General features: G+C 48.4%; 15 protein-coding genes. 5 read left to right on the top strand and 10 right to left on the bottom strand.

Going from position 1 to position 14,581, the window contains the following annotated elements; translation table 11 throughout:
• Positions 1-126 precede the first annotated feature (126 nt).
• The gene (locus tag ACMGGS_RS03000; RefSeq protein ID WP_414165001.1) at positions 127-675 is read left to right on the top strand and encodes a winged helix DNA-binding protein; all 549 of its coding nucleotides are present in this window, start codon (positions 127-129) and stop codon (positions 673-675) included.
• Positions 676-756: 81 nt separating this feature from the next.
• Here ACMGGS_RS03000 and ACMGGS_RS03005 read toward each other — a convergent pair whose 3' ends face one another.
• From ACMGGS_RS03005 to sitA, 7 genes are all read right to left on the bottom strand, one after another.
• Positions 757-1,650, bottom strand: coding sequence for an NAD(P)/FAD-dependent oxidoreductase (locus ACMGGS_RS03005; RefSeq protein WP_414165002.1), 894 nt, complete (start codon positions 1,648-1,650; stop codon positions 757-759).
• Positions 1,651-1,865: 215 nt separating this feature from the next.
• Entirely contained in the window at positions 1,866-2,702 is an 837-nt protein-coding gene (locus tag ACMGGS_RS03010; RefSeq protein ID WP_414165003.1) for a DMT family transporter, read from the bottom strand.
• 158 nt (positions 2,703-2,860) lie between these two features.
• Entirely contained in the window at positions 2,861-4,669 is a 1,809-nt protein-coding gene (locus ACMGGS_RS03015) for a hypothetical protein (protein ID WP_414165004.1), read from the bottom strand.
• 199 nt (positions 4,670-4,868) lie between these two features.
• Entirely contained in the window at positions 4,869-5,726 is an 858-nt protein-coding gene (gene sitD, locus ACMGGS_RS03020; protein ID WP_414165005.1) for an iron/manganese ABC transporter permease subunit SitD, read from the bottom strand.
• Positions 5,723-6,580 (bottom strand): iron/manganese ABC transporter permease subunit SitC, encoded by an 858-nt coding sequence (sitC, locus tag ACMGGS_RS03025; protein ID WP_414165006.1) that lies wholly within the window; start codon positions 6,578-6,580, stop codon positions 5,723-5,725. The genes sitD and sitC overlap by 4 nt, the downstream gene beginning before the upstream one ends.
• On the bottom strand, positions 6,577-7,404 hold the full coding sequence (gene sitB / locus ACMGGS_RS03030; RefSeq protein ID WP_414166187.1) for an iron/manganese ABC transporter ATP-binding protein SitB: 828 nt from the start codon (positions 7,402-7,404) through the stop codon (positions 6,577-6,579). Before sitB ends, sitC begins: the two co-directional genes overlap by 4 nt.
• Positions 7,405-7,407: 3 nt before the next feature.
• Positions 7,408-8,310: an iron/manganese ABC transporter substrate-binding protein SitA gene (gene sitA, locus ACMGGS_RS03035; protein WP_414165007.1), complete on the bottom strand. Its 903-nt coding sequence runs from the start codon at positions 8,308-8,310 to the stop codon at positions 7,408-7,410.
• A 278-nt stretch (positions 8,311-8,588) separates the two neighbouring features.
• Here sitA and ACMGGS_RS03040 point away from each other — a divergent pair, with 278 nt between their 5' ends.
• A complete protein-coding gene (locus ACMGGS_RS03040; RefSeq protein ID WP_414165008.1) occupies positions 8,589-9,251 on the top strand; it encodes an epoxyqueuosine reductase QueH in 663 nt (220 codons plus the stop codon).
• A 653-nt stretch (positions 9,252-9,904) separates the two neighbouring features.
• Here ACMGGS_RS03040 and ACMGGS_RS03045 read toward each other — a convergent pair.
• The 3 genes from ACMGGS_RS03045 to ACMGGS_RS03055 form a co-directional block, all read right to left on the bottom strand.
• Positions 9,905-10,294, bottom strand: a complete 390-nt coding sequence (locus tag ACMGGS_RS03045; RefSeq protein ID WP_414165009.1) for a hypothetical protein — start codon at positions 10,292-10,294, stop codon at positions 9,905-9,907.
• Between the two features lie 277 nt (positions 10,295-10,571).
• The gene (locus tag ACMGGS_RS03050; RefSeq protein ID WP_414165010.1) at positions 10,572-11,027 is read right to left on the bottom strand and encodes a GNAT family N-acetyltransferase; all 456 of its coding nucleotides are present in this window, start codon (positions 11,025-11,027) and stop codon (positions 10,572-10,574) included.
• A gap of 53 nt (positions 11,028-11,080) precedes the next feature.
• The gene (locus ACMGGS_RS03055; RefSeq protein WP_414165011.1) at positions 11,081-11,392 is read right to left on the bottom strand and encodes an antibiotic biosynthesis monooxygenase; all 312 of its coding nucleotides are present in this window, start codon (positions 11,390-11,392) and stop codon (positions 11,081-11,083) included.
• A gap of 442 nt (positions 11,393-11,834) precedes the next feature.
• Between ACMGGS_RS03055 and ACMGGS_RS03060 the strand changes: the two genes are divergently transcribed.
• The 3 genes from ACMGGS_RS03060 (at position 11,835) to gatA (ending at position 14,563) form a co-directional block, all read left to right on the top strand.
• Positions 11,835-12,689, top strand: a complete 855-nt coding sequence (locus tag ACMGGS_RS03060; RefSeq protein ID WP_414165012.1) for a tagatose bisphosphate family class II aldolase — start codon at positions 11,835-11,837, stop codon at positions 12,687-12,689.
• A 119-nt stretch (positions 12,690-12,808) separates the two neighbouring features.
• Positions 12,809-14,080 (top strand): tagatose-bisphosphate aldolase subunit GatZ, encoded by a 1,272-nt coding sequence (gatZ, locus tag ACMGGS_RS03065; RefSeq protein WP_414165013.1) that lies wholly within the window; start codon positions 12,809-12,811, stop codon positions 14,078-14,080.
• 18 nt (positions 14,081-14,098) lie between these two features.
• Positions 14,099-14,563 (top strand): PTS galactitol transporter subunit IIA, encoded by a 465-nt coding sequence (gene gatA, locus ACMGGS_RS03070; RefSeq protein WP_414165014.1) that lies wholly within the window; start codon positions 14,099-14,101, stop codon positions 14,561-14,563.
• Positions 14,564-14,581 lie beyond the last annotated feature (18 nt).

Consider the following 14,581-nt stretch of genomic DNA (forward strand, 5'->3'; position numbering starts at 1 on the left):
ACAGCTTGCGTTAAAAGCTATATCGTAATGACTAAGATATGTAAATAATTTATAAATAAAATGTGTTTATTTTGTCGATTAATCGTTATTTTTAATGCAGATGATTCCAGGAGGATAAGGACTGTTATGACCTCAAAACGTGTTTCTACATCAGGCAATAGCGAAGACATAAGCGACAGCCGTATCGTTTCCTCACGCCATCTGGTTTCCGAACGTTGCGCGGAATTATCGGAACTGGAATACGCGCTGATCATGACCAGTAATGCGTTCAACAAATGGATGGTGCGCTGCATGACCGCTGCGGGCGAGTCAGATATGGGAGCATTTGACGTTTCTCTTCTCCATCATGTGAACCACCGTAATCGCAAGAAGAAGCTGGCGGATATCTGTTTCGTACTGAATGTCGAGGATACCCATGTCGTCAACTATGCGCTGAAAAAGCTGGCGAAAGCGGGTTATGTCATCAGTGAAAAAGTAGGAAAAGAACTCTATTACTCGACCAGCGAAGAGGGAAAGGCACTGTGTATGAAATACCGGGAAGTGCGTGAAACCTGCCTGATTGCCATCCAGATGGAAAGCGGCATTTCCGGCCCTTCGATCGGCGATACCGCGCAATTGCTGCGCAGCATCTCGTCAATCTATGAAACGGCCGCGCGTGCCGCAGCCTCGTTATAGCCTCTCGTGAGACAGCCTCTGCGGCCGGAAAGTAGTCCGGCCATGTCAGGGTGAGGGTAATCGGCCCAACGCTGCCTCGATTTACGCAGGAAGATCAAATATCAGTGACCGGTGAACGGTTGCGCCTGCCCAGGCACCATCACCAACAGCCAGGGAGACCGAATGCGGCACGCGCGCCACGTCGCCGCAGGCAAATGCACCGGGGACGGAGGTTTCCTTCGTAGCATCACTGCGGATCTGCGTACCAAACAGGGTTTCTTCCAGTTCACAACCCAACGTTTGTGCAATGCTGGTGGCTGGCTGGTTCCGGGGAGCGGTGAAGATTCCGGCAAAACGTAACAGGCGGCCGTCAACAAGCTCAATATCTGCATCATTGACCAGACGCGCAATTCGCGTGGCCTCAACGGTAATGCCACGCTGACGTAAATCCGCATGGACTTCTGCACTCAGCTCAACAGCATCGTTGGTAAACAGCGTAACACTCCCCCATTCCGCCACCATCTGCGCCTGATGCGCAGCCATATCGCTTGCGGCAATAACCGCGATGTGTCCCTGATTGAGTTCGTAACCATGACAGTATGGGCAGTGAAATACATGTTGCCCCCAGCGCTGCGGTAAACCGTCAATCTCAGGAAGACGATCCTTTACCCCAGTAGCAAACAGTACACGACGGGATGCAAAGCTTTCCCCTGTGAGTGTCTGTACCAGAAACGACTCTTTTTTACCCGTTACCTTTTTTGCGCGTCCCTGCTGCCAGCGCAAAGTGGGGTAACGCATGACTTGTGCGCGTGCTTTTTCAAAAATCACCGACGGGTCAACGCCATCCTGCCCAATAAACCCGTGCGAGTGGCTGGCAAACCGGTTTCGTCGCTCCCCGGCATCAATGATAAGGACCTGACGTCGGGCGCGCACCAGTTGTAGCGCAGCTGCCATGCCAGCGTAGCTGCCGCCAATAATAATTACGTCATATTTCATTTTTAACCTCCGTAACCACAGGTTTATATGAGCAACAGACAATGCCACACGGTCAGGGCGATGCCTTTCATGTAACTTACGATATTACGAAAAAGATTACACCGCAACCCCGGCAGAAATCCAGGCCGGATAGAAGATGGGAAGACAGCATTGATGGTTCGAGAAAACGTGGTCTGCACGTCAAATCGAGCAAGGGCCGTTTAAAAAAGCATATCCTAAACGCGTTTCTGGCTTATTTGAGCGCCAATAATTATCAGCAGCATTCCCGCAAGCATGCCTGTGGTTAATTTTTCACCCCAGCCAACGTAACCAAACAGTGCAGCAAATACCACGGACATATACGTCCAGGATACAATTTTATCCGTTGAGGCATATGAACATGCAACCGACAGAAAAAATTGCGCCAGGGTTGTAACAATGCCAAGAACTATCAAAAATGGGAGAAGGGAAAGAGTAAATGAATCCCATACCCAGGGAAGGAAAACCAGCGAATATATCAGCGTATATAGTGAGAAAAAAAGCATCTGTCGATATGGCGATTCTGTATCTGACATCAGCCAGATAGTTATCGTTGCAGCGCCGCCCATTATTCCCGAAATGATGCCTGACAGATCACCCTTATTGAGGTTATGGGTACCCACGCCGCTCGTAAATGCTACGCCAAGAAAACCAATCATGGTGCCTGTCCAAACATAGCGATCTGACAATCTCTTGAGGACCAGAAATGCAATAATGGGAACAAATACTGGCGATGTCTGCTGAAGCAACACTGCTGTGCTCAGCTCGGTATTTTGGACAGCATAGAAGTAGGTCAGGAGTGCAAAGAATGTAAAAAGTGCTCTCAGCGCGTGCGTACTTTTTCTTTCAGATTTAAAACTGAGCTGACCCGAGAAAAACCCTACCAACACCACGCATATAAAGCTGAACATATTACGCCAGAAAACTAATGACAAAATATCCATTTCAGAAGATACATATTTAACAATAACCCCTGCCAGAGCGAACATCAGAGCAGAGAGCATAATATTAGCTACAGATCTAAGGTTTTGCATAAGATATCCTGATGAAGTCTTATTTAAAGTAACTATTTTATTACACAAAGTATTGTAGCGATGAGTCTGACAGATATTAGCACGTCGTGAGGGATTAATATCCCGTAGGAGCGAATGGCGTCCCTGCCATCAGCCGCCCCGGAAAGCAGCGTCTCAGCCTACTCAATCATCGGACTATGGATCATTAAGAACTCCCAGGTGTTATTCTGCATCAGCGGGAACCCCTGGCTGAATGCATTCCCTGAAACCTGATGCGCATAGTGGATTTCTGGGGCTGGCTTATCTTTAACTGACGCGGGACCAAACGAGGTCAGTTCAGAAATGAGCACGTTACCGCTTTCCAGCATGCTGCTTGCATTGTTCATAAGCACCTGAGGCGAGCCGCTAATTTCAACCGCTTTCATCACCGCCCGGCCAATTTCAGGTGCGTACCATATCGTCTCAGCGGTATAGCCCGAGACCTCACACGCTTTTGTATCACAGGTCATTTCCGACCCGAATGTGCCAGTATGCTGTGGACTGGATTTGGTCCAGTGGATAGTACGGGTAACCAGCAGCGTATCAAAGGTCCCGCCTGCAACCGTGATTTTCTCGATGCCTGCAATTTTTGATAAAGACGTCGCTTTATAGGTATATCCCCACTCCTGCCCTTTATCCCATGGCACGGTTACCCGGGTCTGGTAGCTGTTCTTCCACTCCTTACCCGGCGTCAACGGAAATGAGAGAATTTGTCGATCCTGCTGTGGCTGATTCGGCATGATCCAGGTGTAGGTATCGAGATTTTCTTTTATTTCACCATGGTCTGTCCGCCAGGTTGCCGTCTTATCATCCGATGTAATTAATTTCAGTGCGCTGCTGTGTTTGCCATCTGAACTATATTCCCATACGGTGCCAGGTTTCGGCAGAACCCGTGAGTCGATATTAAAAGGGATCTTAACGTGCGGCATTCCCTTGTCATCATATGTAATATACTCAAGCCCTACACTATAACTAACGGTTTTTTGCTTGTCTGAAGCGTGCTTCTCGAAAAAAATAACATTCGCAACATCGTCAAATGCGAAACTGTCTCCCGTTTCCTTACCCGCCTTAAATTGAGAGTAACGAACAACCTTGCCATCTTTTACCGTTTTTTCTTCCCCTTCTTTTACCCCATTTTTATAAGTAGAATAGGTTGTTTGTCCCTCATAACTATTGATTTGCTCCCCTTCTCGCTGTAAGTTGCCCTTTGTCATATATTGTGTTAAATCAGTCAGTTGACCTTCACTGTTAAAGGTTTCAGTTTTGCTACGGGCCATGCCAGTCATGAGGGTGTTTCGTTCTACAATTTTGCCATCTACGCCATAGGTGATCGTTATCGAGGGATCCTTGCCATATTTCTCAATACGTTTTATTAATTTCCCATTTTCATCAAAGTAATCGTCCATTTCTTTTTCGATGTTCTTTATGGTTTTGGTATAATTTTTTTGTTTAATCTTGCCATCATCATAGTAATACTTTGATTCTTTATATTTCTCACCATCATAATTAAGCCCCTCGTAACTAAGCTGGCCGTTTTTATAATACGTTCTCTCATTGATGGACCATCCGCCGTCGAGATATCGTTTTACTTCTTTGGGAGAGCCATTCTCATTATAGGTCGTTTCTAAACCAACAGAGGTTCCCTCTTTATCCCACTCACCCTCTTTTTTTATTTTTCCATCAGGATAATAGAAGCGGTATTTTCCAGTCATGTTTTCGCTTGCGAGCAAATCTTCATGGTTATTATCTTGTAAGGTAGCCTGAAGATAGGGCTTACCGTCAGGGTAGCGAAGGGTGAATTTTTCTCCGGGATTTGCTGGCCAGTCGAGTAGCCAGGCAGTCTTCTGGCCTTCTTTAGCGAGTTGCCATTCACTGGTTACGTTACGCGTTTCAGCCCAGGCTGAATGCGCCAGAGTAATAACAGACAGTAAATATATCGCTCGTTTCATTCCTGCTCCTGAAATTCATATTTAACACCTGAAGCGAGTGTCAAACTTCATTGCATTTTTTGTATTATCACCGTTCGATTCAGGATCGGACAACTACCTGAATTTTCATTGACGGCTTTGATTTTTTTAGAATTCGGGAGTGTCTGGAGAATGTGGGGTTCCCTGTGCCAGAAGCGGACATTACTACCCGGTTATGGTATTAATCGGATGATAACAGTTCACGTGTATCAGCATTCCTCTTTGTACGTGCGCTGATGCTGGTAACGGTAAATATCAGGATAAAGACAGCCGCAAATAAAACGACAATCGTTGGTGCTGGCGCACTGTCGATAAAAAACGATAGCCAGACGCCGGTCATCGAGACAAGTACCGATAGAACAACAGCCAGAAGGAGCGCAATATAAAAGCGTTGGGTCAAAAGTAGCGCAATGGCTCCAGGCGCAATCAGCAGAGAAATAGACAGAATGATCCCCACTGCTTTTAACGTGGCGACAATGGTAAGCGAAACCATACACAGCAGGCCATAGTGCAGCCACTTCGTACGCAACCCACTTACCTGTGCCTGCTGAGGATCAAAGCAGAACAGCAAAAAATCCCGCCATTTCAGGCTGATAACGAGTGTGACCAGCCCGGCAATGGCCGTCGTCTGGATAATATCGCCGACGGTTATCCCTAGCATGTCGCCGAAAAGAATATGATCCAGATGAACGTCGGGTTTAACCGCAATATACAAAATCAGACCGGTAGCAAACATGCCAGAAAAAACAATACCCATCACAGTATCCTGCTTAATCCGGCTGTTGTCTTTCAGGTACCCCGTCGCGATAGCGCAGAATACTCCGGCGACGAATGCGCCCACTGCCAGTGGCAAGCCCAGCACCCAGGCGAGCACAATGCCGGGAAAAACAGCATGACTCATCGCATCTCCCATTAGCGCCCAACCTTTTAGTACCAAAAAAACTGACAGCAGTGCACAAGGTATGGCTACCACCACCGAAATCAGCAGTGCGTGGGTCATAAAGGTAAACTGTAATGGTTCCAGTAATAATGCCATCATGCACGGACCTCCCGCGTCTGGCGCGCACGTCGGCGATTTGCCAGTACCCCATGGATGGGGGCAAAGACAAAAGCGAGAAGAAACAGCAGCGTTTGTGCTACCACGATGATGCCTCCGGTCGCGCCGTCCAGATAATAACTGACCCACGCGCCGAGAAAACTGGTCAGACTACCGATAGCCACAGCAATCATAAGCAGACGCGGAAAACGGTCAGTCAACAGCCATGCTGTCGCGCCCGGAGTCACCACGAGACAGATAACCAGGAATGCGCCAACCGTTTGTAAGGCTGCAACTGTCGATACAGCCAGCAAAGTGAAGAAGAGTATTTTTAGTCTGGCCGGATGCAATCCGATGGCTCGGGCGTGATTTTCATCGAAAAAGGTCACCATTAAATCTTTCCATTTGAAAAATAAGATGATGACCGAGACCACGCCAATAATGGTGAGTTGCAGAATATCTGCCGGGTCTATTGCGAGAATATTACCCAGTACGATGGTCTGAATATTCACCGATGTTGGGTTAAGTGACACCATAAATAGCCCGAGTCCAAAAAAGGATGAGAAAATAAGGCCGATAATGGCATCTTCTTTCAGCCTGGTTCGCTGGTTAAGCAATAACATGCTGCCCGCGGCCAGTCCGCCAGAAAAAAAAGCCCCCAGAGAAAACGGAAGACCCAGCATATAAGCTCCTGCCACCCCCGGAACAATAGAGTGTGACAACGCATCGCCAATCAGAGACCAGCCTTTAAGCATCAGATAGCATGACAGGAAAGCGCACAGTCCTCCCACCATTGCGGAAACCCACATCGCATTGAGCATGTATTCATATCCAAAGGGTTCCAGTAATGCGTTCATCTCTCCTCCCGCTGCGCCGCCAGTGAACGATGCCCCTCAAGAGGACGCTCGTCGTCAGTCATCATTTTCTCCTCTGAGCCACTCAGCGCGACATGACGGAGTACACCACCAAAGGCCAGTTCAAGGTTTTTTGCTGTGAATGTGGTTTCTGTCGGTCCGCTTGCCAGAACAGTGCCTTTGACCAGCACGGTATAATCACAAAACTCGGTGACAGACCCCAGATTGTGAGTCGAGACCAGGATCGTTTTGCCTTCATTGCGTAACTCACGCAGCAAGCTGATGATTTTGGCTTCTGTTTTCACATCAACGCCGGTAAAAGGCTCATCCAGCAGGATAACTTCCCCTTGCTGGGCAATCGCACGTGCCAGAAAGACACGTTTCCTTTGCCCACCAGAAAGCTCTCCGATTTGTCGTTCGCGAAAATCCAGCATATCAACACGTCCCAGCGCATCGGTAACAATCTGGCGATCCCGCGTTCTGGCGATACGCAACATGCCCATATGGCCATAGCGTCCCATCATCACCACATCTTCTACCAGTACCGGAAACGACCAGTCCACCTCTTCCGATTGAGGGACATAGGCCACCAGATTTTTTCGTAGCGCCTGCCGTGTTGGAAGACCCAGAACAGATATCTGTCCGGCGACCAGACGCACGAATCCCATAATCGCTTTAAACAATGTCGATTTTCCGGAACCGTTTACTCCCACCAGTGCAGCAATGGAGCCACTCTGCACGGTAAAAGATGCGTCGCGCAGTGCGGTATGCCCGTTGCGCCAGGTTACTGTCACGCCATTAACGACAATTCCCGCAAGCTTCGTCATCATTTACTCCTTTGCCCCGTCCTTAATCCCCTGAACCAGGGTACGGGTGGTGACATTCAGAAGATCGATATACGTCGGCACCGGGCCGTTTTCCACGCTCAGCGAATCGACGTAGAGCACACCGCCGTAATGCGCGCCTGTTTCGCGCGCCACCTGACGCGCCGGTTTATCGGAAACCGTGCTCTCGCTGAAGACCGCCGGGATATGGTTTTGCTTCACCATATCAACCACTTTTCGTACCTGTTGCGGCGTCCCCTGCTGATTGGCATTAATCGGCCACAAGTACAGCTCTTTCAGACCCAAATCCCGCGCAAGGTAAGAAAAAGCCCCTTCGCTGGTGACCATCCAGCGCTGATTTTCAGGAATCTCCGTAATCTGTTTACGCAAGGGTTCCAGGGTTCGCGTAATTTTGTCTTTATAGATATCCGCATTGCGCTGGTACGTTTGCGCATTCACCGGATCATATTTCATCAGCGCATCACGGATGTTATCAACGTAAATCAGAGCATTGTCAGGTGACATCCATGCATGAGGGTTAGGCTTACCGTCATAGGGTCCTTCGGTAATGCCGACAGGTGTTACACCTGTACTGACAATGGCTTCTGGTACACCTTCAAGATGCTGATAAAACCGCTGGAACCACAATTCCAGGTTCATGCCGTTGGCAAGAATCAGTTGCGCCCCTTGCGCACGTTTAATATCGCCAGGAGTAGGCTGATACTCATGAATTTCCGCGCCAGGTTTGGTGATTGATGCCACATCGGCTGCATCGCCTGCCACATTTTTCGCCATATCCGCAATCACGGTAAATGTCGTAATAACTTTAAATTTTTCAGCAGCTAAGGCATGGGTTGACACCCAGAGTGCGCAGAGCAATAACACGTTTAATCCTTTCAGGGGGCGCATTGTATAAGTCTCCATAGTGATTAAAAGAAAATCAAAATTAGCCTGTGCTATCTTATATAGCACAGGCTATGTTTTATTGAAAATAATTATCATTACGGAGGTATGTCAGTGAGATACTGCGAAAAAACAGCAGATAATGTCGGCCACTGCTGTTGTTCTCAGTCCCCGGAGGGTGAACACTCCAATCGCAGCCATTTCGATATTAGTACCGCCACTCCCGATAGCGATGCTCTGATGCTACACTCTCTGCAAATCTTATTAGCCCAACGAATAAATTTATGACCGTCGCTGATTTCAAACGCCCTAAACTGGAACTCCCGAACAATGCAGACAAACTGCTGCTGCACTCTTGTTGTGCTCCATGTTCCGGGGAGGTGATGGAGGCGATCCAGGCCTCAGGAATTGACTACACTATTTTCTTCTACAACCCGAACATTCATCCTCAAAAAGAGTATCTCATCCGTAAGAATGAGAATATTCGCTTTGCTGAACAGCACGGCGTACCGTTTATCGACGCAGATTACGACACGGACAACTGGTTTGAACGCGCAAAGGGCATGGAGTGGGAGCCGGAGCGGGGTATCCGCTGCACGATGTGTTTTGATATGCGTTTCGAACGTACCGCTCTCTATGCCGCTGAAAATGGATTTAATGTCATCAGCAGTTCACTGGGCATCTCGCGCTGGAAAAATATGCAGCAAATCAACGACTGCGGACAGCGAGCCGCCGCGCGCTATCCGGGTATGGTTTACTGGGACTATAACTGGCGCAAACAGGGCGGTTCGTCGCGCATGATTGAAATCAGCAAGCGCGAGCAGTTTTACCAGCAGGAATACTGCGGCTGCGTTTATTCACTGCGTGACAGCAACCTGCACCGCAAATCCCAGGGCCGTCCTCTCATTCAGCTCGGTAAGCTTTACTACGGTAAAGAAGACGAGTAGTCCTGATTATTATGTCACGCCCTCACTAGCGTGACTGCCTTCCTTAACGAGCGTGCCGATGATGTTAACAATGGTGCGCTCATTTCGAAACTAACCGAAATTTTTCTCAGTCATGAGATAGCTAAAAATAACAGTATCTTCATTTTGCATTGAAATGTCCGCTTTTCGCTCAGTAAGGACCTACAGTTGCCCTCTGTTTATCCGTTCCGTGCCATAGGCTGACTTCACAAACGCTAAGGTTCGTTAAGACAGATTTCTAAAGTACATGGCCCGCCTGGATGGAATACTTACACCTTCATTGAAGGGAGTGCTGTAACCGAATTATAGGCGTACTTCTGTTTATTTATCATCCGACGTGCATGCATATTTTCATGTCAATAAATTACACTCAAAAATACTCAAGCATTTTATGAAAAAATGGTACTATCATTTATTAATGATGAGTACAGTATCCAGGTGGAAACTTCCGCAATATTTAACAATCATATTTTCCCTGGCATAAGATGATAATCGCCATATACCAGGAAGTCTACTTCTCCGGCAACAGACAATCAGATTTGATTGTGTTCCATCAAAGAAGCCGGTCAAATTAAGTCTGATCTGATAAAGCTAATCAGTAAGTTGGGAGTATTACCATCAATTGCATCGGGTTTTTATGAGTGAACACTAAAGCCGTTTTGTTCTGCTATTTCCCACGCTAAAGCAAACTCAGTTGGCATTGGTGGAATAATATCAAACCAGTCAAAATTAAATACTTTCTCTCTCTGTTTATGTAAATTACCAGTCGTATCAAACCCATCTCCAGGTAATCCTGTCTCAGAATTTACAACCAATACACTTAACGGTGGTAATTTGTTTTGAGCACAAAAGTGAAGAATATGCCCCAGTTGACGATCCATCGTACCTGCGCCTTTATAACCAAGAATATCAGCAATCTCTCCATATGTAGTTATCTTACGCTCATAAGCGAATCCGATAAGAATTTGCCATATTTGTAACGCTCTATTTTCAAGGGTGTTTTTCTCAGAAAAATATTGGATCATAGTTTCCTCTTCAAAGTTATGATACCCCTAACAGGGTAGACTAAATAAGCGCAGCGTTTTGTGTGTCACGCGACTACAGGGAGCACACTGCTTGCGATAGTTCATCCTTGAATAGGATATCATGATCAAGGTTGTCCGCCATTCCCCGATTTTCAGTAGCGCAGGGTTATGGAGTGGAGACAGCTGCCAAAGCCAGAAATTCGCTCAAAGCGGACTTTGACAAGCGGTTTTAATGCAGGCAATGAGCATGGCGAGCTTATGTTGCATAAATTTTATGTCAGCCTTGCAATGACTTCGCGAAACATACCGCCTCTTCCCGACCTATGTATGGTCCGTAATTCCCTATGCGTATGTATCCGTTTTTCTTATAAAAATTTACAGCCTTATGGTTAACATGTCGGGTTTCAAGCCAGAGTTCGTTATATCCCATACTCTTCGCGGATGTTTCCAGGAAAGTGAGCAAAGCATTACCAATGCCGGGAGCGCTACGGTCCGAAAACATCCTTTTGAGTTCAGCTATATTTTCAGTTAACGGTCGAATGGCTCCGCAGCCTATTGCATTTCCCCTACTGTCCCTTGCCAATGCCCACAAAGCCCTGTCCTCATGCATTGAGTCTGTTGTGAAATTGCTTTTACCACTATCCCCAGTAATAGAGGCCAGTTCTGCTGACAGTTTTTCTATTAAGTGACAAGAGTCTGGAGAAAGTGGATCTGATTTCTCTACTGTTACCATGCCGATATCCTTTTAATAGTATCCGTCAGGCCCGGAGTGTCCCGGAAATAAGGCTAAAGTGGTGAAACAGCTTCCACGACATGCTGAAAAACGTAGGGATCAGAAAGTAATTCGAATTCGTCGTCATCGGGGTAAGTCACCGCTACGTGATAGTTTTCTCCTGCAAATGCCTTCACTGACTGTAGATCCTGCCAGTAAGTTGCCAGAAAGAAATGCTCCCAGTCGTCCTGGGTCTCACTACGCACGAACGCACCCAGGTTCCCCGGTATACTTCTTGAATGCTCCACACCTGTCTTCGCGAGGTGTTTCGCAAAACCTTCCGCATGCTCAAGTGGAACACATCCGTGCCAGGTTCTTACAATCATTAGCTTTTCCTCATTAGTGACAAGAATATAACCATACCACCGGCAAACACACTATTGCGTATTTTTTGGAGAGCATGCCTCCGTAGCTTGAAATATATTTATTGTGACAGGACAGACTTGAATGCGGCCTGCAAATCCCTTTCTTGCTCCAGGCGGACTTTACTCCGCGTACCTGTCTGCCCGGTGACAGGTGCAGACGAACGCCTTCTTTCCTGCACAGGAGTCAGTCCACAATAAAGCGTTTTGCACCTGTGGTCGTGCTGGACTTATATGGCTCCGTGTTAGCGCCAGCTGCCACATAACAATCATCGTTCATCTCTCAACCTTCGAAATCTTATTTTTACTTTCGATATTTTTCTTTATTAGACATTCGTCACAAAAACAATCTCCAAAACCCTATATTTTCTTTCGAAGAAAACAAACGAAAGGTTTCGGAGGCAGGATGTACATCATATCAACCAAAACAATGCTGCAAAAAGCGCAGCGTGAAGGCTATGCAGTGCCCGCATTCAATATCCACAATCTTGAAACATTGCAGGTGGTGGTAGAAACCGCCGCAGAGTTGCGTTCGCCGCTGATCGTCGCGGGTACACCTGGCACATTCAGCTATGCGGGAAGCCAAAATATTGTGGCGATCGCGGGGGCGTTAGCCAGCCAGTTCAATCAGCCGCTGGCGATCCATCTGGATCATCATGAAAAAATAACGGATATCGAAACGAAGGTTCTCGCTGGCGTGCGTTCGGTGATGATTGATGGTTCCCATCTGCCGTTCGAAGAGAACGTAGCGCTGGTGAAAAGCGTCGTGGATTACTGCCACCGCTATGACGTTAGCGTTGAAGCCGAACTGGGTCGGCTGGGCGGGCAGGAAGACGATCTGGTGGTGGAAGGTAAGGATGCGCTCTACACCAACCCGCAGCAGGCACGTGAATTTGTTGAAAGAACCGGCATTGATTCACTGGCGGTCGCGATCGGCACGGCCCACGGCCTGTATACCGCAGAACCAAAACTCGACTTCGAACGGCTAACGGAAATCCGCAGCATCGTTGAGGTGCCGCTGGTACTGCATGGCGCTTCCGGGCTTCCCACTCATGATATCCGCCAGGCCATCTCGCGCGGCGTTTGCAAAGTGAACGTCGCCACTGAACTCAAAATCGCTTTTTCAGACGCGCTCAAAGCGTACTTCCTTGCCCATCCGGACGCCAGCGATCCACGGCATTACATGGTTCCGGCCAAAGCCGCCATGAAAGAGGTGGTGAAGAAAGTGATTGCCGACTGCGGCTGCGAAGGAAAGCTGTGATCGCCACGACAAAGCGTAACTGCAGACATTTTTTTCGACCGCGATCACGAATGCTGCACTTTCTCTTTGCCTCAAATTCAAAAGATTATGAAGATAAACATAAGTAAACGGAGATCAAAATGAAAGCAATTATTTCTGACCATAAAGCGGGTAAGCATACCGGTATTTGTTCCGTTTGCTCTGCGCATCCGCTGGTCATCGAAGCCGCACTGCGCTTTGACTTACAGACGCAAAATAAAGTGTTAATCGAAGCCACGTCCAATCAGGTCAATCAGTTCGGCGGCTATACCGGCATGCAACCCGCCGATTTTCGCGATTTTGTTTATAAGATCGCCGATGAAGTTGGTTTTCCGCATGAACGTATTATCCTCGGCGGTGATCATCTCGGCCCGAACTGCTGGCAAAATGAAAATGCTGCCTCAGCGATGGAAAAATCGCTCGAACTGATCCGCGCTTACGTGGCCGCAGGGTTCAGCAAAATCCATCTGGATGCGTCAATGTCCTGCGCTGACGACCCGGTGCCACTGGATCCGGTAGTGGTCGCAGAACGTGCCGCGCAGCTTTGCCTGGTCGCTGAACAAACCGCAACGACAGAGCAGAAACGTCATCTGACTTACGTGATTGGTACTGAAGTGCCTGTGCCTGGCGGTGAAGCAAGTACCATCGGTACGGTGCACGTTACCCGGGCGGAAGATGCCGCCCGCACGCTGGAAACTCATCAGGTGGCATTCCGCGCGCTGGGGCTGGATGAAGCGCTCAATCGCGTGATTGCTATCGTGGTACAGCCCGGCGTCGAGTTCGACCACACCCAGATTATCCATTATCAGCCGCAGGGTGCGCAGGCACTGTCTCGCTGGATTAAAGACACGCCGATGGTATACGAAGCGCACTCAACGGATTACCAGACTCGCTACGCCTATCGTGCGTTGGTACGTGACCATTTTGCCATTCTCAAAGTGGGTCCGGCGCTAACGTTCGCCCTGCGTGAAGCGATCTTTGCGCTGGCGCAGATGGAAAACGAACTTATCGCGCCGGAACATCGCAGTCAGGTACTGGACGTTATTGATGAAGTCATGCTGAACGAGCCGGGCTACTGGAAAAAGTATTATCGTCCGACCTGGAGTCAGGCGATGGTCGATATTCACTTCAGCCTCTCCGATCGCATTCGTTACTACTGGCCGCATCCGCGTATTCGCCAGAGTGTAGAAAAGTTAGTGGCAAACCTCAGCGCTACCACCCTGCCGCTGGGGCTTATCAGCCAGTATATGCCGGTGCAGTTTGAACGCCTGGCAATGAGCGAACTTACCGCGACGCCGCACAATCTTATCCTCGATAAGATCCAGGATGTCCTGCGTGCTTACCGTTACGGTTGTTCTTCTGAAGTAGCCTGACTGTCATAAAGAGGATTTATGAGCCAATTGTTTGTTCGCACCGGTATTCATTTCAGCTCCTGCCAACAGGCGCTGGAACATATTGGGGAAGAGATGCTTGCGAAGGGAGTCGTGCATGAAACGTACCCACAGGCGCTGATCGAGCGGGAAGCCAATTTCCCGACCGGCATCGCCCTGGAAAATCATGCCGTTGCGATCCCGCATTGCGAGGCGGTACATGCGAAATCGCCCGCCATTTATCTGATTCGGCCGGATAATCCGGTGCATTTTCAACGCGCGGATGACGACGGAGAAATTGCCGTCTCTCTGATTATCGCGCTGATTGTTGAAAACCCAACCGCGCAGTTGAAGCTGCTGCGTCGGTTATTTAGTGAGCTACAAAATCCGAATACGCTGGACGCGTTGCTGGCAGCATCCGATGACGACCTGGCCACGCTGTTTCGGAAAACGATCCTGGAGTCTGAGCCGTGCGCTCAGGTTTAACAACATACTGATAATAAA

Source organism: Superficieibacter sp. BNK-5, assembly GCF_047456055.1.
Lineage (GTDB): Bacteria > Pseudomonadota > Gammaproteobacteria > Enterobacterales > Enterobacteriaceae > Superficieibacter.

Coding starts and splice junctions, on each gene's coding strand:
- ACMGGS_RS03045 (WP_414165009.1), bottom strand. CDS start 10,294: ATGATCCAATATTTTTCTGAGAAAAACACCCTTGAAAATAGAGCGTTA.
- gatZ (WP_414165013.1), top strand. CDS start 12,809: ATGAAAGCAATTATTTCTGACCATAAAGCGGGTAAGCATACCGGTATT.
- gatA (WP_414165014.1), top strand. CDS start 14,099: ATGAGCCAATTGTTTGTTCGCACCGGTATTCATTTCAGCTCCTGCCAA.
- ACMGGS_RS03060 (WP_414165012.1), top strand. CDS start 11,835: ATGTACATCATATCAACCAAAACAATGCTGCAAAAAGCGCAGCGTGAA.
- ACMGGS_RS03010 (WP_414165003.1), bottom strand. CDS start 2,702: ATGCAAAACCTTAGATCTGTAGCTAATATTATGCTCTCTGCTCTGATG.
- ACMGGS_RS03005 (WP_414165002.1), bottom strand. CDS start 1,650: ATGAAATATGACGTAATTATTATTGGCGGCAGCTACGCTGGCATGGCA.
- ACMGGS_RS03040 (WP_414165008.1), top strand. CDS start 8,589: ATGACCGTCGCTGATTTCAAACGCCCTAAACTGGAACTCCCGAACAAT.
- ACMGGS_RS03055 (WP_414165011.1), bottom strand. CDS start 11,392: ATGATTGTAAGAACCTGGCACGGATGTGTTCCACTTGAGCATGCGGAA.
- sitC (WP_414165006.1), bottom strand. CDS start 6,580: ATGAACGCATTACTGGAACCCTTTGGATATGAATACATGCTCAATGCG.
- ACMGGS_RS03000 (WP_414165001.1), top strand. CDS start 127: ATGACCTCAAAACGTGTTTCTACATCAGGCAATAGCGAAGACATAAGC.
- ACMGGS_RS03015 (WP_414165004.1), bottom strand. CDS start 4,669: ATGAAACGAGCGATATATTTACTGTCTGTTATTACTCTGGCGCATTCA.
- sitA (WP_414165007.1), bottom strand. CDS start 8,310: ATGCGCCCCCTGAAAGGATTAAACGTGTTATTGCTCTGCGCACTCTGG.
- ACMGGS_RS03050 (WP_414165010.1), bottom strand. CDS start 11,027: ATGGTAACAGTAGAGAAATCAGATCCACTTTCTCCAGACTCTTGTCAC.
- sitD (WP_414165005.1), bottom strand. CDS start 5,726: ATGATGGCATTATTACTGGAACCATTACAGTTTACCTTTATGACCCAC.
- sitB (WP_414166187.1), bottom strand. CDS start 7,404: ATGACGAAGCTTGCGGGAATTGTCGTTAATGGCGTGACAGTAACCTGG.